Source organism: Pseudomonas sp. M1 (assembly GCF_022760135.1).
In the GTDB taxonomy this organism is placed as follows: domain Bacteria; phylum Pseudomonadota; class Gammaproteobacteria; order Pseudomonadales; family Pseudomonadaceae; genus Pseudomonas; species Pseudomonas citronellolis.
The window spans coordinates 6,854,660-6,872,918 of sequence record NZ_CP094343.1 but is presented as its reverse complement, the minus strand read 5'-3'; the positions used below and the strand labels follow the sequence as shown (position 1 = coordinate 6,872,918).

Annotated in this window: 19 protein-coding genes; 2 read left to right on the top strand and 17 right to left on the bottom strand. The window is 65.5% G+C overall.

Features of this window, described 5'->3' with window-relative positions:
• Window positions 1-45 precede the first annotated feature (45 nt).
• The 5 genes from PM1_RS30575 to PM1_RS30555 form a co-directional block, all read right to left on the bottom strand.
• On the bottom strand, window positions 46-1,275 hold the full coding sequence (locus tag PM1_RS30575; protein ID WP_009614387.1) for a nucleoside recognition domain-containing protein: 1,230 nt from the start codon (window positions 1,273-1,275) through the stop codon (window positions 46-48).
• Window positions 1,276-1,491: 216 nt separating this feature from the next.
• Window positions 1,492-2,826: a glutamate/aspartate:proton symporter GltP gene (gene gltP / locus PM1_RS30570; RefSeq protein ID WP_009614388.1), complete on the bottom strand. Its 1,335-nt coding sequence runs from the start codon at window positions 2,824-2,826 to the stop codon at window positions 1,492-1,494.
• 781 nt (window positions 2,827-3,607) lie between these two features.
• The gene (locus PM1_RS30565; protein WP_009614389.1) at window positions 3,608-4,078 is read right to left on the bottom strand and encodes an inhibitor of vertebrate lysozyme family protein; all 471 of its coding nucleotides are present in this window, start codon (window positions 4,076-4,078) and stop codon (window positions 3,608-3,610) included.
• Window positions 4,071-4,232 carry a DUF1328 domain-containing protein gene (locus PM1_RS30560; RefSeq protein WP_009614390.1) on the bottom strand — a complete coding sequence of 54 codons (162 nt, stop codon included), beginning with the start codon at window positions 4,230-4,232 and terminating at the stop codon, window positions 4,071-4,073. Before PM1_RS30560 ends, PM1_RS30565 begins: the two co-directional genes overlap by 8 nt.
• Window positions 4,233-4,271: 39 nt before the next feature.
• Window positions 4,272-4,520: a hypothetical protein gene (locus PM1_RS30555; protein WP_009614391.1), complete on the bottom strand. Its 249-nt coding sequence runs from the start codon at window positions 4,518-4,520 to the stop codon at window positions 4,272-4,274.
• 351 nt (window positions 4,521-4,871) lie between these two features.
• Here PM1_RS30555 and algB point away from each other — a divergent pair, with 351 nt between their 5' ends.
• Window positions 4,872-6,221, top strand: coding sequence for a sigma-54-dependent response regulator transcription factor AlgB (gene algB, locus PM1_RS30550; protein ID WP_009614393.1), 1,350 nt, complete (start codon window positions 4,872-4,874; stop codon window positions 6,219-6,221).
• A gap of 26 nt (window positions 6,222-6,247) precedes the next feature.
• Window positions 6,248-8,008: an ATP-binding protein gene (locus tag PM1_RS30545; RefSeq protein WP_134163492.1), complete on the top strand. Its 1,761-nt coding sequence runs from the start codon at window positions 6,248-6,250 to the stop codon at window positions 8,006-8,008.
• Here the strand turns inward: PM1_RS30545 and PM1_RS30540 are convergent.
• From PM1_RS30540 to PM1_RS30485, 12 genes are all read right to left on the bottom strand, one after another.
• Window positions 7,987-8,802, bottom strand: a complete 816-nt coding sequence (locus PM1_RS30540) for an N-acetylmuramoyl-L-alanine amidase (RefSeq protein ID WP_009614395.1) — start codon at window positions 8,800-8,802, stop codon at window positions 7,987-7,989. The genes PM1_RS30545 and PM1_RS30540 overlap by 22 nt on opposite strands.
• A 13-nt stretch (window positions 8,803-8,815) precedes the next feature.
• Window positions 8,816-9,409 (bottom strand): MarC family protein, encoded by a 594-nt coding sequence (locus tag PM1_RS30535; protein ID WP_024128857.1) that lies wholly within the window; start codon window positions 9,407-9,409, stop codon window positions 8,816-8,818.
• Window positions 9,410-9,558: 149 nt separating this feature from the next.
• Window positions 9,559-10,926 carry a bifunctional UDP-N-acetylglucosamine diphosphorylase/glucosamine-1-phosphate N-acetyltransferase GlmU gene (gene glmU / locus PM1_RS30530; RefSeq protein ID WP_009614397.1) on the bottom strand — a complete coding sequence of 456 codons (1,368 nt, stop codon included), beginning with the start codon at window positions 10,924-10,926 and terminating at the stop codon, window positions 9,559-9,561.
• 137 nt (window positions 10,927-11,063) lie between these two features.
• Window positions 11,064-11,489: a F0F1 ATP synthase subunit epsilon gene (locus PM1_RS30525; RefSeq protein ID WP_009614398.1), complete on the bottom strand. Its 426-nt coding sequence runs from the start codon at window positions 11,487-11,489 to the stop codon at window positions 11,064-11,066.
• A 40-nt stretch (window positions 11,490-11,529) separates the two neighbouring features.
• A complete protein-coding gene (atpD, locus tag PM1_RS30520) occupies window positions 11,530-12,906 on the bottom strand; it encodes a F0F1 ATP synthase subunit beta (protein WP_009614399.1) in 1,377 nt (458 codons plus the stop codon).
• Window positions 12,907-12,936: 30 nt separating this feature from the next.
• Window positions 12,937-13,797, bottom strand: coding sequence for a F0F1 ATP synthase subunit gamma (gene atpG, locus PM1_RS30515; protein ID WP_009614400.1), 861 nt, complete (start codon window positions 13,795-13,797; stop codon window positions 12,937-12,939).
• Between the two features lie 52 nt (window positions 13,798-13,849).
• Window positions 13,850-15,394, bottom strand: coding sequence for a F0F1 ATP synthase subunit alpha (gene atpA / locus PM1_RS30510; protein WP_009614402.1), 1,545 nt, complete (start codon window positions 15,392-15,394; stop codon window positions 13,850-13,852).
• Between the two features lie 18 nt (window positions 15,395-15,412).
• Window positions 15,413-15,949, bottom strand: coding sequence for a F0F1 ATP synthase subunit delta (locus tag PM1_RS30505; protein WP_009614408.1), 537 nt, complete (start codon window positions 15,947-15,949; stop codon window positions 15,413-15,415).
• Between the two features lie 11 nt (window positions 15,950-15,960).
• Window positions 15,961-16,431 (bottom strand): F0F1 ATP synthase subunit B, encoded by a 471-nt coding sequence (locus PM1_RS30500; RefSeq protein WP_009614410.1) that lies wholly within the window; start codon window positions 16,429-16,431, stop codon window positions 15,961-15,963.
• Between the two features lie 51 nt (window positions 16,432-16,482).
• Complete coding sequence (gene atpE, locus PM1_RS30495) at window positions 16,483-16,740, bottom strand: F0F1 ATP synthase subunit C (RefSeq protein ID WP_003457994.1); 258 nt, start codon at window positions 16,738-16,740, stop codon at window positions 16,483-16,485.
• 109 nt (window positions 16,741-16,849) lie between these two features.
• Window positions 16,850-17,719, bottom strand: a complete 870-nt coding sequence (gene atpB / locus PM1_RS30490) for a F0F1 ATP synthase subunit A (RefSeq protein ID WP_009614414.1) — start codon at window positions 17,717-17,719, stop codon at window positions 16,850-16,852.
• A 16-nt stretch (window positions 17,720-17,735) separates the two neighbouring features.
• Window positions 17,736-18,143, bottom strand: a complete 408-nt coding sequence (locus PM1_RS30485) for a F0F1 ATP synthase subunit I (protein ID WP_009614423.1) — start codon at window positions 18,141-18,143, stop codon at window positions 17,736-17,738.
• Window positions 18,144-18,259: the final 116 nt, after the last annotated feature.

Genomic DNA, 18,259 nt, shown 5'->3' with positions numbered 1-18,259 from the left:
GGATATTTAAATATTTTCCGATTTTTTTAATTAAACGACCGGGCTTCAGCCGAAGAACCAGTAGCACACGCCGATGGACGCCAGCACCCCGGCAAGGTCCGCCAGCAGGGCGCAGCCCACGGCGTGGCGGGCGCGCTGGATGCCCACCGAGCCGAAGTACACCGCCAGCACGTAGAAGGTGGTCTCGGTGCTGCCCTGCACGGTGGCCGCCAGGCGCGCGGCGAAGCTGTCCACGCCCTGGCTCTGCATGGTCTCCAGCAGCATGGCGCGCGCCGCGCTGCCGGAGAACGGCTTGACCAGCGCAGTGGGCAGGGCGTCGACGAAGCGGGTGTCCCAGCCCAGGCCCTCGACCGTCCAGCGGATGCCGCCGAGCACCAGCTCCAGGGCCCCGGAGGCGCGCAGCACGCCGACGGCGCAGAGCATCGCCACCAAGTAGGGCAGCAGGTTCTTGGCCACGTCGAAACCTTCCTTCGCGCCTTCGACGAAGGTTTCGTACACCGGCACCTTCTTCAGCCAGCCGAGCACCAGGAACGCCACGATCAGGCCGAACAGGGTGAGGTTGCCCAGCAGCGAGGAGAGCTGCGCCAGCGCCGTGGCGGAAAGCCCGGCCAGCAGCGCCATGAAGGCGCCCAGGGCGAGAGCGCCGGGGATCAGGTAGGCGAGCACCAGCGGGTCCCACAGGCGCAGGCGCTGCATGACCGCCACCGAGAGCAGGCCGACCAGGGTCGAGGCGCTGGTGGCCAGGAGGATCGGCAGGAACACCAGGGTGGGGTCGGCCGCGCCCTGTTGCGCGCGGTACATGAAGATGGTCACCGGCAGCAGCGTCAGCGACGAGGCGTTGAGCACCAGGAAGAGGATCTGCGCGTTGCTCGCCGTGGTGCTGCTGGGGTTGAGTTCCTGCAGCGCCTTCATCGCCTTGAGGCCGATGGGGGTGGCGGCGTTGTCCAGGCCCAGGCCGTTGGCGGCGAAGTTCAGGGTGATCAGGCCGATGGCCGGGTGCCCGGCCGGCACCTCGGGCATCAGCCGGCGGAACAGCGGGCCCAGCAGCCAGGCCAGGCGCTCCACCAGACCGGCCTTCTCGGCGATGCGCAGGAAGCCCAGCCAGAGCGTCAGGGTGCCGAACAGCAGGACCATGACCTCCACCGACAACTTGGCCATGGCGAACAGGCTCTCCACCATGGCGGCGAACACGTCGGCCTGGCCGCCGAGCAGCCAGCGCGACAGCGCGGTGACCGCCGCGACCAGGAAAAAGCCGAGCCAGAGGCCGTTGAGCATGGGTATCCCCCCCAAGGACGTTGGCCGCGATGATAACGGCGCGCGTGCATCGCTGCCAGAAACGCCAAGGCCGCAAAGCGCCTCCGGGCTCGATCCCGAAGCCGGGCATGCGCCCGGTGTAACGGCAGATAACCGCGAACGGTTATTCGCCCTACGTCAATGGTGGGTTGGGTGTAGGGCGAATAACGCGAAGCGTTATCCGCCGTTCGGCCTGGCTCAGTGCGCGGTGTTCTGCCGGGCGTCGCTCAGCAGCTCTTCGCCGCGGCCCTGTTCCACCGCCTGCCAGTAGAGCGCGCCCTGCTTGCCGTCGTAGATGCCTTCCCACTTGGAGATCACCAGCACCGCCAGGGCGTTGCCGATGACGTTCAGCGCGGTGCGCGCCATGTCCATGATGCGGTCGACGCCGGCGATGAAGGCCAGGCCTTCCAGGGGGATGCCGACGCTGCCCAGGGTGGCCAGCAGGACCACGAAGGACACCCCCGGCACGCCGGCGATGCCCTTGGAGGTGACCATCAGCGTCAGCACCAGCATCAGTTGCTGGCCGATGGACAGGTCGATGCCGTAGAGCTGAGCGATGAAGATCGCCGCGATGCTCTGGTAGAGCGTCGAGCCGTCGAGGTTGAACGAGTAGCCGGTGGGCACCACGAAGCTGCTCACCGCCTTGGGCGCGCCGTAGGCTTCCATCTTCTCGATGATGCGCGGCAGCACGGTCTCGGAGCTGGCGGTGGAATAGGCCAGGACCAGCTCGTCCTTGAAGATGCGCATCAGCTTGATGATCGAGAAGCCGAACAGCCGCGCCACCAGGCCCAGCACCATGAAGGCGAAGAAGGCGATGGCGAAGTACACCAGCAGCACCAGCTTGGCCAGCGGCAGCAGCGAGGCGAAGCCGAAGCTGGCGACGGTCACGGCGATCAGCGCGAACACGCCGACCGGCGCGTAGAGCATGATCATGTGGGTGACGCGGAACATGGCCTCGGCCACGCCCTGGAACATCTTCACCAGCGGCTCGCGGGTGGGCGCCGGCAGCGACGACAGGCCCAGGCCGAACATCACCGAGAAGAAGATGATCGGCAGCATCTCGCCGCGGGCCATGGCGGCGAAGATGTTCGACGGGATCAGGTTGAGGATGGTCTCGATGAACGCGTGGTGGTGTTCCACTTCCTTGGCGGTCTGCGCGTACTTGGAGATGTCCACCGTGCCCAGGGTGCTCATGTCGATGCCGGCGCCGGGCTGGAACAGGTTGGCCAGCACCAGGCCGACGACGATGGCCACCGTGGTGATGATCTCGAAGTAGACGATGGTCTTCAGGCCGATGCGCCCGAGCTTCTTGGCGTCGCCCATGCCGGCGATGCCGACGATCAGCGAGGAGATGACGATCGGTACCACGATCATCTTGATCAGGCGGATGAAGATGTCGCCCGCCGGCTGCAGGATGTTGCTGATCCACCAGGCCTTTTCCGCGCTGAAGTGGTTCAGCACGGTACCCATGGCGATGCCCAGTGCCAGACCGATGACGATCTGCCAGGCGAGGCTGAGCTTGGCTTTGCCCATAGTGTGTTCACCCTTGGTTCTTGTGGAAGTCGGGGGTTTCGCCCGCCGCCGGGATGGCCGGGGTGGCGAAAAAAAGGGCGCATGATTCCCACCCCCCTTCTTCGCGTCTAATGCCGGAAACGGCTACCCCATGCACAATCGGCATGGGGAAAAGCAAATGGAACGGGTGTTCCAGGCTCGCAGGCCATTGCTTTTTTGCATGGGATTGGGCTGAAAAGACCGTGGCGGCCGCTTTTTTCGAACCCTGTGGGTGGAAAGCGAGGCTCGGGGAGGCATTCGCTTTCCCTGCCGCGGGTGCGCTGCCGTGACGCAGGCGTGGGGGCCTGTAGTTCGCGATGGATGGTCGTCCGGGTGACCAGGCGCGGCGGGGATATTTTAGGGGGCCAGGGGGGTGGGTCGGGGTTGATTGATATCAGGGAAGTTGGAGGTGGGGGGATGGGGCCTTAAGAGCGCCCTCTCCCTAACCCTCTCCCTGAAGGGAGAGGGGACCGTTCGGAGTGCGTGGGTATTCCTGAGTTAGCCGGCAACTCCGAAGGTTCCCGGCCGAAACCTTAACTTTCAGCCAGCGGACTGCCCCCTCTCCCTTCATGGCGGGGCGCGCAGCCGAGGGCTGGGGAGAGGGGCTCTTCAAGCTCCACAGAAGCCATCGAAGCTCCCCCTCACAGCCTCACACCTGACCCGGCCCTCGTCGGAGGCACTCCCTGTACCCCTGGGTCGCTGCGGGCTCACCACTCCCCCCAGCATCCCGGCCCCCTGGTCATGCGCCGTCGCCGGCGCGGATTCAGTACCAGTTCGGATCGGCCTTGAGCTGCTCGTCGAGCAGTTGCTGCATGCCGGCGTCCGGCTCACCCAGCCAGCGGAAGCTGGCGTGGCGGCTGGGCGACTTGTCCGGCGGCAGGTTTTCCGGCACCTGCACGTAGAGCGCGTAGGCATCCTTCTTGTTCCAGCTGAAGGCCACGTAGAGGCGGTTGGCCGCGCAGTCGTGGGCCTTGCACAGCTCGCCCACCAGGTATTTGTCGCCGTCCTCCTCTTCTACCTGCATGGGGGTGGCAGTGCCGTCCAGGTTCATCACCCAGTCGGGCAGCCGTTCTTCCTTCTTCACCAGGTCCTGCCAGGTCTCGCGGTACTGCGGGTCGCTGTCCAGCAGCTCGTTGAGGCGGTAGATGGCGTCGTTGTCGGCCGCCCACCCCTGCCCGGCCGCCAGCAGCGGCAGCGCGAGCAGGAACCGACGCAGCGGGCGCGGCTCAGCCACGGCGCCGCCCGACGAAGAAGGAGATGACGAAGAGCACCAGGAACAGCACGAAGAGAATCTTGGCGATACTGGTCGCGGCGCCGGCGATGCCACCGAAGCCGAGTACCCCGGCGATGATGGCGATGATCAGGAATGTGAGAGCCCAGCTCAGCATGGAATGTCTCCTCTGTCATGGAAAGGCGGTGCGCGCCCCTCAGAACACCCAGCTCACCCGCGAGGTCTGGCGGACCACCGCGGTGCTGGCGGCCTCTTCCGTGATGGCCATTCGTTCGTCCTGCAGCCTCGATGGCTGTCCGAGGAAAGCGCTGGACACAGGTTCCTGCACCGGCGCGGCGGAAGGCTGTGGAGCGACCGGATACCAACGGTCCAGCAGTACGACCACGGCGACGGCCAGCAACAGCAGCCGCCCCAGCGAATCCCCCTTGGCTCCATCAGCGTTCATCGACGTGCTCCTCCCGAAGGACTGGTGATCGGCCGGCGCGGGTGCACCGGGCCTCCCGCAACCTGTCTCGCACGCCGCGTGCCAGGTCGATGACTTTGACTAATCCCTTTTAAAACAACGGCTTGTAAAAATCGGCGGGCCGCCGGCAGCGCGCATCCTGCACGACAGGCCGGTTCCGGCCGTGCGTTTTGCACGGGACCCGGCAGGTCGTTCCCCTTCCCGTCCGCTTTCCTTCGCCAGAGGCGCCGGTGTCCTTCAGAGATGCGTCTAACTTTCATTGCAACTTGCAAGAAATTTCCTGGACTAAAAGACGCATACGCGAAAGGAATTTCCTACTACGAGGCACCCCGAATGGACCCCACTCCGGAGACGCTTGGCCGAATCCTGCTGGTCGACGACGAACCCGCCATCCTGCGCACCTTCCGCTATTGCCTGGAGGACCAGGGCTACAGCGTGGCCACCGCATCCAGCGCGGCCCAGGCCGATGCCCTGCTGCAACGCCAGGTCTTCGACCTGTGCTTCCTCGACCTACGCCTGGGCGAGGACAACGGCCTGGACGTGCTGGCCCAGATGCGCCTGCAGGCGCCCTGGATGCGCGTGGTGATCGTCACCGCGCATTCCGCCGTGGACACCGCCGTGGACGCCATGCAGGCCGGCGCCGCCGACTACCTGGTCAAGCCCTGCAGCCCCGAGCAGCTGCGCCTGGCCGCGGCCAAGCAGCTGGAGGTGCGCCAGCTCACCGCGCGCCTGGAGGCCCTGGAGGGCGCCCAGGCCAGCCAGGCCGAGCAGCTCGAATCCCACAGCCCGGCGATGACCGCGGTGCTGGAGACCGCGCGCCAGGTAGCCGCCACCGACGCCAACATCCTCATCCTCGGCGAATCCGGCTCCGGCAAGGGCGAGCTGGCCCGCGCCATCCACGCCTGGAGCAAGCGCGCGAAGAAATCCTGCGTGACCATCAACTGCCCGTCGCTGAACGCCGAGCTGATGGAAAGCGAGCTGTTCGGCCACAACCGCGGGGCCTTCACCGGCGCCAGCGAGAGCACCCAGGGGCGGATCAGCCAGGCCGACGGCGGCACCCTGTTCCTCGACGAGATCGGCGACTTCCCGCTGCCGCTGCAGGCCAAGCTGCTGCGCTTCATCCAGGACAAGGAATACGAGCGCGTCGGCGACCCGGTCACGCGCCGCGCCGACGTGCGCATCCTCGCCGCGACCAACCGCGACCTGGCCGGCATGGTGGCCCAGGGGGCGTTCCGCGAGGACCTGCTCTACCGCCTCAACGTCATCGTCCTCAACCTGCCGCCGCTGCGCGAGCGCGCCGAGGACATCCAGGGCCTGGCCGAGCGCTTCCTCGCCCGCTTCGTCAAGGACTACGGGCGCCCGGCCCGCGGCTTCAGCCCGGCCTCGGCCGCGCTGCTGCGGCAGTACGCCTGGCCGGGCAACGTGCGCGAGCTGCGCAACGTGATCGAGCGCGCCAGCATCATCTGCAACCAGGAACTGGTGGAGCCCGAGCACCTGGGGCTCGGCGAACAGAGCGGCGCCGCCGCCGTGCCGCGGGTCGGCGAGGCGCTGAGCCTGGAGGAACTGGAGAAGGCCCACATCGCCTCGGTGATGGCCAGCGCCCCGACCCTCGACCAGGCGGCGAAGATCCTCGGCATCGACGCCTCCACCCTGTACCGCAAGCGCAAGCAGTACAACCTGTGAAGCGCGCGCTGACTCTGCGCTCGCGGATGTTCCTAAGCATCTCGGCGCTGATCACCCTGGCCCTGATCGGCCTGCTGCTGGGGGTGTTCAGCGTGATGCTGATGGGCCGCGAACAGGAGCGGCTGATCTCGCACAACTTCGCCACCATCGCCAGCAGCCAGCAGCTGCGCCAGTCCCTGGACGACCAGTTGGCCCAGCTGCTCAGCGACAGCCCCGACGCGCAGCGCCTGGCGCGGCTGCGCGAGCAGTTCGACCGCTACCTCGCCGAAGGCCGGGCGAAAGCCGCCAGCGACGTCGAGCGCACCCTCTACGAGCGCATCGACCAGGCCAACCAGGAGTTCCAGGGCCAGGTCAGCTCCTCCGGCAGCAACCGCTGGAGCCTGGTGGTGGAGAGCGACTTCAGCCGCACCTTCACCTCCCTGCACCAGTACCTGCTGGCGCTGCACAACCACGCCATCCAGACCATCAGCGACGCGGAGCGCAGCTCGCGCCGCCACGCCTGGCTGATCGCCAGCCTGCTGGGGCTGGTGGGCGTGGCCATGCTGGTGATCGGCTTCGTCACCGCCCACGGCATCGCCCGCCGCTTCGGCGCCCCCATCGAGGCCCTGGCGCAGGCCGCCGACCGCATCGGCAAGGGCGACTTCGAGGTCAGCCTGCCGGTCTCGCGGGAAGCCGAGATGGCCTCGCTGAGCCGGCGTTTCGGCCTGATGGCCCAGGCCCTGGCCGAGTACAAGGCGACCAACATCGAGGCGGTGCTGGCCAGCCAGCGGCGCCTGCAGGCGGTGCTCGACAGCATCGACGACGGCCTGGTGATCATCGACCGGCGCAGCCGCATCGAGCACGCCAACCCGGTGGCCAGCCGCCAGCTGTTCTCCCGGGCCGACCCCCATGGCCAGCTGCTGGGCGAGCTGATCGACAACCAGGAGCTGCTGCAGGCCACCGGCCTGGTGCTGCAGGGCGAGTCGATGGGCGACGATACGCCCCAGGACCTGCAGGTCGAGATCGGCGGCGAAAACCGTCTGCTGGCCTGGACCCTGGCCCCGGTCACCCACGACGACGGGCGCAACATGGGCGCGGTGCTGGTGCTGCGCGACGTCACCGAGCTGCGCGCCTTCGAGCGGGTGCGCAGCGAATTCGTGCTGCGCGCCTCCCACGAGCTGCGCACCCCGGTCACCGGCCTGCACATGGCCTTCGCCCTGCTGCGCGAACGCCTGGCGCTGCCCGAGGGCAGCCGCGAGCGCGAGCTGGCCGATACCGTCGACGAGGAAATGCAGCGCCTGGTGCGGCTGATCGACGACCTGCTGAACTTCTCCCGCTACCAGGACGGCCAGCAGAAGCTCGACCGCCAGCCCTGCACGGTGGGCGAGTTGCTGGAACAGGCGCGCCAGCGCTTCCTCGCCCGCGCCCAGGCCCAGGGCATCGGCCTGGGGATAGTGCTGGAGGACCAGCTGCCGGTCCTAAGCGTCGACCGCCTGCGCCTGGAGCGCGTGCTGGACAACCTGCTGGGCAACGCCCTGCGCCACACCCCGAAGGGCGGCAGCGTGCAGCTGCTCGCCCAGCGCCAGAGCCAATGGCTGATGCTGGCGGTGGAGGACTCCGGCGAGGGCATCGCCTATAGCCAGCAGGCGCGCATCTTCGAGCCCTTCGTGCAGGTGGGCCGGCGCAGCGGCGGCGCCGGCCTGGGCCTGGCCCTGTGCAAGGAGATCGTGCAGCTGCACGGCGGGCGCATCGGCGTGCGCTCGCAGCCCGGCCAGGGCACGCGCATCTACATGCTGCTGCCGGTCTGAACCGCCGGCGCGGCCATGGAGGTGGGCACCGCCAGCAGCAGCGCGGCGGTCTCCAGGTCCGGCACGCCGTCGAAGCGCGCCGGCCGGTAGCGCATCTGGAAGGCGGCGATGACGTTGCGCGTCACCTCGTCCAGCTGGCCATTGAGCGGCACCGCGTAGCCATGCCGCGCCAACTGCTGCTGGAACCAGCCGGGCGCCGGCAGCTGGCCGTTCAGCTCGGCCAGGCGATGCGCCAGGTCGCCGGGCTGCGGCCAGGGGATCAGGCCGGCGTCGGCCAGGCGCTTCCAGGGGAAGGCCGGGCCCGGGTCGACCTTGCGCTGCGGGGCGATGTCGCTGTGCCCGAGGATGTGCTCGGGGGTGATGCCCTGGCGCTTGACGATGTCCTTCAGCAGCAGGATGAGGGCATCGATCTGGCCCTGTGGATAAGGTGTCCACACCCGCCCTTCCGGCGTCTCGCGGTAACCCGGGTTGACCAGCTCGATGCCGATCGAGGTGGAGTTCAGCCAGGTCCGCCCCTGCCACTCGCTCTGCCCGGCGTGCCAGGCGCGGCGGTTCTCGTCCACCAGTTGGTAGATGGTCGGCGGGTTGGCGCCGATCAGGTAGTGGGCGCTGACCTCGCCGCGGGTGAGCAGCTGCAGCGAGCGCGGCAGGTCCGCCGAGGTGTAGTGGATGATGATGTACTGGACACGGCTGTCCTGGTTGCGCGAGGGGTGCTCGCGGTCGATTTCCAGGCCGCCCCGGCCGGCGCAGGCGGCCAGCAGCAGGGAGGCGAACATCAGGCACAGGTGGCGCATGGTGGCTCCACGGTCATCCGACGATGTGCAGCACGCTACGCAGGTTCTGCAGCAGCATGTTGACGCTGAGCATGATCAGCAGCATGCCGGCCAGGCGCTCTACGGCGGTGAGCCCGCGCGGGCCGAGGAAGCGCTGCAGGAAGGAAGCCTGCAGCAGGATCAGCGCGGTGGCGGCCCAGGCCAGGATCACCGCCAGGTACAGCTCCCATAGCGGACCAGTGTAGGTGGTGCGCAGGGTGATCAGCATGGCCAGCGCCGAAGGCCCGGCCACCGCCGGAGTGGCCAGGGGCACCAGCAGCGGCTCGCTGTCGGGCATGTCGCCGAGCACGCCTTGGGGCGTGGGGAAGATCAGGCGCATGGCGACCACGAAGAGGATGATGCCGCCGGCGATGCCGGTGGCCTCCCTGGACAGGCCCAGGCCGGTGAGGATGTGCTCGCCCAGGGTGAGGAACAGCAGCAGCAGGCCGAGGGCGAACAGTAGCTCGCGCAGCGCCACCTTGAGCCGGCGTTCGGCCGGCACCGACTTGAGGGCGGCGAGGAACACCGCGATGTTGCCGAAGGGGTCGGTGATCAGGAAGATCAGGACGGCGACGCCGAGCATGTGGATAACTCCAGGAACAGGAACCGACGCCTGGGCGCCGGGCAGAAAGCCGTCCCTGTGAATGAATCAGCCGGGGACGCGACGGCCGTGGGCGCCTGTGCATAACTTCATGGCAGGCGCCGCGCGGATGTGGATGTCGGTTTATCCACAGCCCCTCAGGACTTCTTGATCTTCTCCGGGCGCTTCCAGCCCTCGATCACCCGCTGCTTGGCGCGGCCGACCGCGAGGGTCTGCGCCGGGACCTCGGCGGTGATGGTGGAACCCGCGCCAGTCGTGGCCCCGGCGCCGATATCCACAGGCGCCACCAGCGAGTTGTTGGAGCCGATGAACACGTCTTCGCCGATCACCGTGCGCCATTTGTTGGCGCCGTCGTAGTTGCAGGTGATGGTGCCGGCGCCGATGTTGGTGCGCGCGCCGACCTCGCTGTCGCCCAGGTAGGTCAGGTGGCCGACCTTCACGCCCTCGTGCAGGTGGGCGTTCTTCAGCTCGACGAAGTTACCCACATGCACCTGGCTCTCCAGCACGCTGCCGGGGCGCAGGCGGGCGAACGGGCCGACGTCGCTGCCGGGGCCGACGTCGGCGCCTTCCAGGTGGCTGTTGGCCTTGATGATGGCGCCGCGGCGCAGGACGCTGTTGCGGATGGTGCAGTTCGGGCCGATCTGCACTTCGTCCTCGATGTCCACGCGGCCTTCCAGCACCACGTTGACGTCGATCTGCACGTCGCGGCCGGCGTTGACCTCGCCGCGCACGTCGAAGCGCGCCGGGTCCAGCAGGGTCACGCCCTGGGCCATCAGGCGGCGGGCGATGCGCAGCTGGTAGAAGCGCTCCAGCTCGGCCAGCTGCAGGCGGTCGTTGGCGCCCTGCACTTCCATGGCCGCCTGGGGTTGCGCGGTGGCCACGCGCAGGCCGTCGGCCACCGCCATGGCGATGACGTCGGTGAGGTAGTACTCGCCCTGGGCGTTGGCGTTGGACAGCCGGCCCAACCAGCCTTCCAGGCGCTGGCGCGGCACGCAGAGGATGCCGGTGTTGCCCTCGCGGATGGCGCGCTGCTCGGTGCTTGCGTCCTTCTGTTCGACGATGGCCTTCACCTCGCCGTCCTGGCCGCGGATGATCCGGCCGTAACCGGTGGGGTCGTCCAGCTCCACGGTGAGCAGCGCCAGCTGCTCGGCGCTGGCCTGTTGCAGCAGGCGTTCGAGGGTCGGCAACTCGATCAGCGGCACGTCGCCGTAGAGGATCAGCACACGCTCGGCGCTCAGGTAGGGCGCGGCCTGGGCCACGGCGTGGCCGGTGCCCAGCTGTTGTTCCTGGACCACGAAATTCAGGTCATCGGCCTGCAGGCGCTCGCGCACCCGTTCGGCGCCATGCCCGATCACCACGTGGATGCGCTGCGGGGCGAGGCCACGGGCGGTATCGATCACGTGGGCCAGCATGGGTTTGCCGGCGACCGGATGGAGGACTTTCGGCAGGGCCGAGCGCATGCGCGTGCCCTGGCCGGCGGCGAGGATGACGATTTCGAGGGACATGAAGTTGGACCGTCCTGGTAACGCTGGATGTAGAAAAAGAAAAAGGGTAGCCAAGGCTACCCTTTTCCCCTAGGTCGCTAAAGCCCGGGCCCCGGATTCGTCGCCGACTCCGAAGACCCTGGCCGTTGCGAGCCGGCTCAGCCGCCGAACTTCTTGCGAACCTGCTGGACCGTGCGCAGTTGCGCTGCGGCTTCGGCCAGGCGGGCTGCAGCGGAGCTGTAGTCGAACTCGGCACCTTTGGCGTGCAGAGCCTTCTCAGCTTCCTTCAGCGCGGTCTGAGCGGCCGCTTCGTCGAGGTCGCCCGCGCGGATCACGGTGTCGGCCAGGACCTTCACCATGTTCGGCTGGACTTCGAGGAAACCGCCGGAGATGTAGTACACCTCCTGCTCGCCACCCTGCTTGACCACGCGGATCGGACCCGGCTTGAGCTCGGTGATCAGCGGCGCGTGGCCCGGGGCGATACCCAGATCGCCGAGGGAACCGTGCGCAACGACCATCTCGACCAGACCGGAGAAGATCTCCGCTTCGGCGCTGACGATGTCGCAGTGGACAGTAATAGCCATACCCTTGCCTCACGTAAGCGCCCGTTGCCGGGCGCACGGATTACAGCTTCTTCGCTTTCTCGATGGCTTCTTCGATGCCGCCGACCATGTAGAACGCCTGCTCCGGCAGGTGGTCGTAGTCGCCGTTGAGGATGCCTTTGAAGCCAGCGATGGTGTCCTTCAGGGAGACGTACTTGCCCGGCGAGCCGGTGAAGACTTCTGCCACGAAGAACGGCTGGGACAGGAAGCGCTGGATCTTACGAGCACGGGCCACCAGCAGCTTGTCGGACTCGGACAGTTCGTCCATGCCGAGGATCGCGATGATGTCCTTCAGCTCCTTGTAGCGCTGCAGGATGTACTGCACGCCACGAGCGGTGTCGTAGTGATCCTGGCCGATGACCAGCGGGTCCAGCTGACGGGAGGTGGAGTCCAGCGGGTCCACGGCCGGGTAGATACCCAGCGAGGCGATGTCGCGGGACAGTACCACGGTGGCGTCGAGGTGGGCGAAGGTGGTCGCCGGGCTCGGGTCGGTCAGGTCGTCCGCGGGAACGTAGACGGCCTGGATCGAGGTGATCGAGCCTTGCTTGGTGGAGGTGATGCGCTCTTGCAGCACGCCCATTTCCTCGGCCAGGGTCGGCTGGTAGCCCACTGCGGAAGGCATACGGCCCAGCAGTGCGGATACTTCGGTACCGGCGAGGGTGTAACGGTAGATGTTGTCGATGAACAGCAGTACGTCGCGGCCTTCGTCACGGAACTTCTCTGCCATGGTCAGGCCGGTCAGCGCCACGCGCAGACGGTTGCCCGGCGGCTCGTTCATCTGGCCGTAGACCAGGGCTACCTTGTCGAGAACGTTGGAGTCCTTCATCTCGTGGTAGAAGTCGTTGCCCTCACGGGTACGCTCGCCCACGCCGGCGAACACGGAATAACCGCTGTGCTCGATGGCGATGTTGCGGATCAGCTCCATCATGTTCACGGTCTTGCCGACGCCGGCGCCACCGAACAGGCCTACCTTGCCGCCCTTGGCGAACGGGCAGACCAGGTCGATCACCTTGATGCCGGTTTCCAGCAGCTCGTTGCCGCCAGCCTGGTCGGCGTAGGAGGGAGCCTCGCGGTGGATACCCCAGCGCTCTTCCTCGCCGATGGGGCCGGCTTCGTCGATCGGGTTGCCCAGTACGTCCATGATGCGGCCCAGGGTCGCTTTACCGACCGGGACGGAGATGGCTGCGCCGGTGCTTTCCACGTTCAGGCCACGCTTGAGGCCTTCGGTGGAACCCATCGCAATGGAACGGACCACGCCGTCGCCCAGCTGCTGCTGGACTTCCAGGGTGGTGTCGACGCCCTGAACCTTCAGGGCCTCGTAGATGCTCGGCACGGCATCGCGCGGGAATTCCACGTCGATCACGGCGCCGATGATTTGAACGATACGTCCGCTACTCATGTCTGGTTCCTCTGAATTTTGAACCTGTTCTTACACCGCGGCAGCGCCGCCGACGATTTCCGAGATTTCCTGGGTGATCGCCGCCTGACGCGCCTTGTTGTAGACCAGCTGCAGTTCGCTGATCAGGTCACCGGCGTTGTCGGTAGCGTTCTTCATTGCAATCATCCGGGCCGCCTGCTCACAGGCGTTGTTCTCAACCACCGCCTGGTACACCTGGGATTCCACGTAGCGCACCAGCAGGCCGTCGAGCAGGGCCTTGGCATCGGGCTCGTAGAGGTAGTCCCAGTGGTGTTTCAGGTCTTCGTTGTCCTCGGCCACCAGCGGAACCAGCTGTTCCACGGTCGGCTTCTGGGTCATGGTGTTGACGAACTTGTTGGAAACCACGTACAGGCGATCGATACGCCCGTCCAGGTAGGCATCCAGCATGACCTTGACGCTGCCGATCAGATCGTTGATCGACGGCTCTTCGCCCAGGTGACTGATGGCTGCGACCACGTTGCCGCCATAGTTCTTGAAGAAGGATGCGCCCTTGGCACCGATCACGCACAGGTCGATCTCCGCGCCGGCTTCACGCTGGGCGGACATGTCCTTGACGAGCGCCTTGAACAGGTTGATGTTCAGGCCGCCGGCCAGGCCGCGATCGGAGCTCACCACGATGTAACCGACGCGCTTGACGGGGCGCTCGATCATGAACGGGTGACGGTACTCCGGGTTGGCGTTGGCCAGATGGCCGATCACCTGGCGAATGCGCTCCGCGTAGGGACGGCCGGCCGCCATGCGCATTTGTGCCTTGCGCATCTTGCTCACCGCCACCTTTTCCATGGCATTGGTGATTTTCTGCGTGCTTTTGATGCTCGCAATCTTGCTGCGAATCTCTTTTGCGCCTGCCATTTCACACCTATCGGGTTAGCAGGCGGGGGCCATTACCGGCCCCCGCTGCGGCTTACCAGGTTTGGGTGGCCTTGAACTTCTCGATGCCGGCCTTGATGCCCGCGTCGATTTCGTCGTTGAAGTCACCCTTCTCGTTGATCTTCGCCAGCAGAGCGGCATGCTCGCGCTGGAAGTAAGCGATCAACGCCTGTTCGAAGGCGCCCACCTTGGCGATCTCGACGTCCTGCAGGAAGCCGCGCTCGGCGGCGTACAGGGCCAGCGACATCTCGGCGATGGACATCGGCGCATACTGCTTCTGCTTCATCAGCTCGGTAACGCGCTGACCGTGCTCGAGCTGCTTGCGAGTGGCGTCGTCCAGGTCGGAAGCGAACTGGGCGAAGGCCGCGAGTTCGCGGTACTGCGCCAGTGCGGTACGGATACCGCCGGAGAGCTTCTTGATGATCTTGGTCTGGGCCGCGCCACCAACACGGGATACCGAGATACCGGCGTTGACCGCCGGACGGATGCCCGAGTTGAACATGGAGGTTTCCAGGAAGATCTGACCGTCGGTGATGGAGATCACGTTGGTCGGAACGAACGCGGACACGTCGCCAGCCTGGGTCTCGATGATCGGCAGAGCGGTCAGGGAACCGGTCTTGCCAGTCACGGCGCCATTGGTGAACTTCTCGACGTATTCCTCGGAAACGCGGGAAGCGCGCTCCAGCAGGCGGCTGTGGAGATAGAACACGTCGCCCGGGTAGGCTTCACGGCCCGGCGGACGGCGCAGCAGCAGGGAGATCTGGCGGTAGGCAACGGCCTGCTTGGACAGGTCGTCGTACACGATCAGGGCGTCTTCACCGCGGTCGCGGAAGTATTCGCCCATGGTGCAGCCGGAGTACGGCGCCAGGTACTGCAGAGCAGCGGATTCGGAAGCGCTGGCAACCACCACGATGGTGTTGGCCAGGGCGCCGTTCTCTTCCAGCTTGCGCACGACGTTGGCGATGGTCGATTGCTTCTGACCGATGGCCACGTAGACGCAGCGGATGCCGCTGTCTTTCTGGTTGATGATGGCGTCGACGGCCAGGGCGGTCTTGCCGATCTGACGGTCGCCGATGATCAGCTCGCGCTGGCCACGGCCTACCGGGATCATGGCGTCGACCGACTTGTAGCCGGTCTGCACCGGCTGGTCTACCGACTTACGCCAGATCACGCCCGGTGCCACTTTCTCGACGGCGTCGGTCAGCTTGGCATCGATCGGGCCTTTGCCGTCGATCGGGTTACCCAGCGCGTCGACCACGCGGCCCAGCAGTTCCGGACCGACCGGAACTTCCAGGATGCGGCCGGTGCACTTGGCGTTCATGCCTTCCTTGAGGTCCTGGTATTCACCCAGTACCACGGCGCCGACGGAGTCCTGCTCCAGGTTCAGCGCCATACCGTAGACGCCGCCCGGGAATTCGATCATCTCGCCGTACATGACGTCGGCCAGACCGAAGATGCGCACGATGCCATCGGATACGGAGACGATGGTGCCTTCGTTGCGCGCTTGCGAGGCGACATCGAGTTTCTCGATGCGCCCCTTGATGATTTCACTAATTTCGGAAGGATTGAGTTGCTGCATGCCGCTGCCCCTTCAAACTCAAGATTTCAACGCTTCAGCCAGTTTCGCGATCTTGCCGCGCACCGAGCCATCGATTACCAAGTCACCGGCGCGGATCACCACGCCGCCGATCAGGCTCGCGTCTTCCGACGCATGGAGTCGCACTTCGCGACTGAGCCGGGCGCTGAGAGCCTTGGCGAGTTTGTCCTGCTGTTCCTGGTCCAGGGCGAAGGCGCTCACGACTTCTACCTCGACCAGCTTTTCCTGCTCGGCCTTGAGCTGCTCGAACATCTCGGAGATGGTCGGCAGCAAGTCCAGGCGCTTGTTTTCAGCCACGGTCCGCACGAAGTTCTGGGCCGGAGCGTTGAGCTTGTCGCCACAGACGTCGATCAGGGCATCGGCCTTGGCCGCCGCGGTCAGCTGAGGCTCTTTGAGCAGCTGGCGCACGGTGTCGTCCTGCGACACTGCAGCCAGCACACCCAGAGCAGCGGACCAATCGGCCAATTGCTGATGAGCCTGGGCGTACTCGAAAGCCGCCTTCGCGTAAGGACGAGCCAACGTGGTCAGTTCTGCCATATCGCCCTCGCTCAGATTTCGGCGGCCAGTTGATCAACCAGCTGCTTTTGCGCGTTGGCATCGATCGAAGCACCCAGGATCTTCTCGGCGCCGGACACGGCCAGGGCACCCACTTGGGCACGCAGGGCATCCTTGACGCTGTTCAGTTCCTGTTCGATCTGGGCCTTGGCCTGGGCGATCATGCGATCGCCTTCGGCACGGGCCTGCTCACGGGCTTCATCAACGATCTGATTGGCGCTTTTCTTCGCCTGCTCGATGATTTCGGCCGCCTGAGCCTTGGCCTCGCGCAGTTGCTGGCCCGCTTTCTCGTGGGCCAGTTCCAGGTCACGAGCAGCACGGTTGGCTGCGTCCAGACCGTCGGCGATCTTCTTCTGACGCTCGTGCAGAGCCGCGATGACCGGAGGCCATACGAACTTCATGCAGAAGATGACGAAGATGGCGAACGCAATGGCCTGGCCGATCAGAGTTGCATTAATGTTCACGCCAACACCTCGCTCGTTCGTTGTCAGTCACGAATTTCCGGAATCCGGAAATTACTGGGCTACCTGAGCAATGAACGGGTTAGCGAAGGTGAAGAACAGGGCGATACCAACACCGATCATGGTCACGGCGTCGAGCAGACCGGCGACGATGAACATTTTCACCTGCAGCATCGGAACCATTTCCGGCTGGCGAGCAGCGCCTTCCAGGAATTTACCGCCCAGCAGGCCGAAACCGATGGCGGTACCCAGGGCACCCAGACCGATCAGCAGAGCGACGGCGATAGCAGTGAGTCCAACTACAGTTTCCATTTTTCCTCCCGACTTTCTGTCGTGTTGGTTAAGTTTTGAAGCAAGTTAAGGTGGTGAAACTTCCCTTCCGCCCCCGCCGACGTGGCGGGGAGCGGTCAGAATCTTTGGATCAGTGGCTGTCTTCGTGGGCCATCGACAGGTAGACGATGGTCAGCATCATGAAGATGAAGGCCTGCAGGGTGATGATCAGGATGTGGAACACCGCCCACGCCCAGTTCAGCACCACGCCCATGCCGCCCAGCCAGAGAATGCCGGAGCCGAACATGACGGCGATGAGGATGAAGATCAGCTCGCCGGCGTACATGTTGCCGAACAGACGCAGGGCCAGGGAAACCGGCTTGGCGATCAGGGTGACGAACTCCAGCAGGAAGTTCACCGGGATCAGGATGATCTGCACCAGCATGTTGCTGCTGTGGAACGGGTGCAGGGTCAGCTCGCCGAGGAAGCCGCCGATGCCCTTGACCTTGATGCTGTAGAAGATGATCAGGGCGAACACCGCGATGGACATGCCGAAGGTGGCGTTCGGGTCGGTGGTGGCCACGGCGCGGAAGAACAGGTGCTCGTTGCCGGTGATCTTCGCGGCGGCCAGCGGCAGGAAGTCCACCGGCACCAGGTCGATCAGGTTCATCAGGAAGATCCACACGAACACGGTCAGCGCCAGCGGTGCGATCAGCGGGTTACGGCCGTGGAAGGTGTCCTTCACGCTGCCGTCGACGAACTCGACCATGACTTCGACGAAGTTCTGCAGGCCGCCCGGAATACCGCTGGTGGCCTTCTTGGCTGCCATGCGGAAGATCAGGATGAACACCAGGCCGAGGAATACCGACCAGCCCAGGGTGTCGATGTGGAATGCCCAAAAGCCCATTTCCTTGGCTTGTTCGGCTGTGTGGGCGAACCCCCAGCCACCTTCCGGCAGACGACCGAAGGTCAGGTTCTGCAAGTGGTGCTGGATGTAACCCGAAGCGCTTTCTGCTGCCATGTTTGCCTCAATCGCTCTAAGGTCTTGTAAATGTGTGTCCCATCAGCAGGGGTGCGCACCAGCTGACCATCAGGGTCAGCAGGTAGAGGCCGAACAGAGCCAGGGGCTCCAGCGGCTTCACGCCTGCGAACGCCAGTGCGAAGAGCACTGCCGTCAAAACCAGCTTCCCGGCCTCGCCCGCATAGAAGGAGCGGACGATCATCTGAGCCGAGCGCGCTCCGCTGTAGCGGAACGCCTTGTATGCGAAATAAACGTTCGGCAGCCAGGCGATCAGTCCGCCGAGCAGACCAGAATAGCCGGCAACCACGCCCCGGGAGAAAAACAGGACGGCAGCCCCCAGAAGCACCACGGCCAGCTGGACGAGCAACAGGCGCAAGGCCGGTTGGCGATGGAAGGGCAGGCGGTTCGGCTTGCTGGGTTCCATCTGTCTCAAAGTCCTCTGGCGTCGGCTTCGCAAATCAACAACTTGGCATACTTTGTGCCGACAAAATTGCGCGCAGAGTATAGGGGGCCGGGCATACCCATTCAACAGCCGGGTAG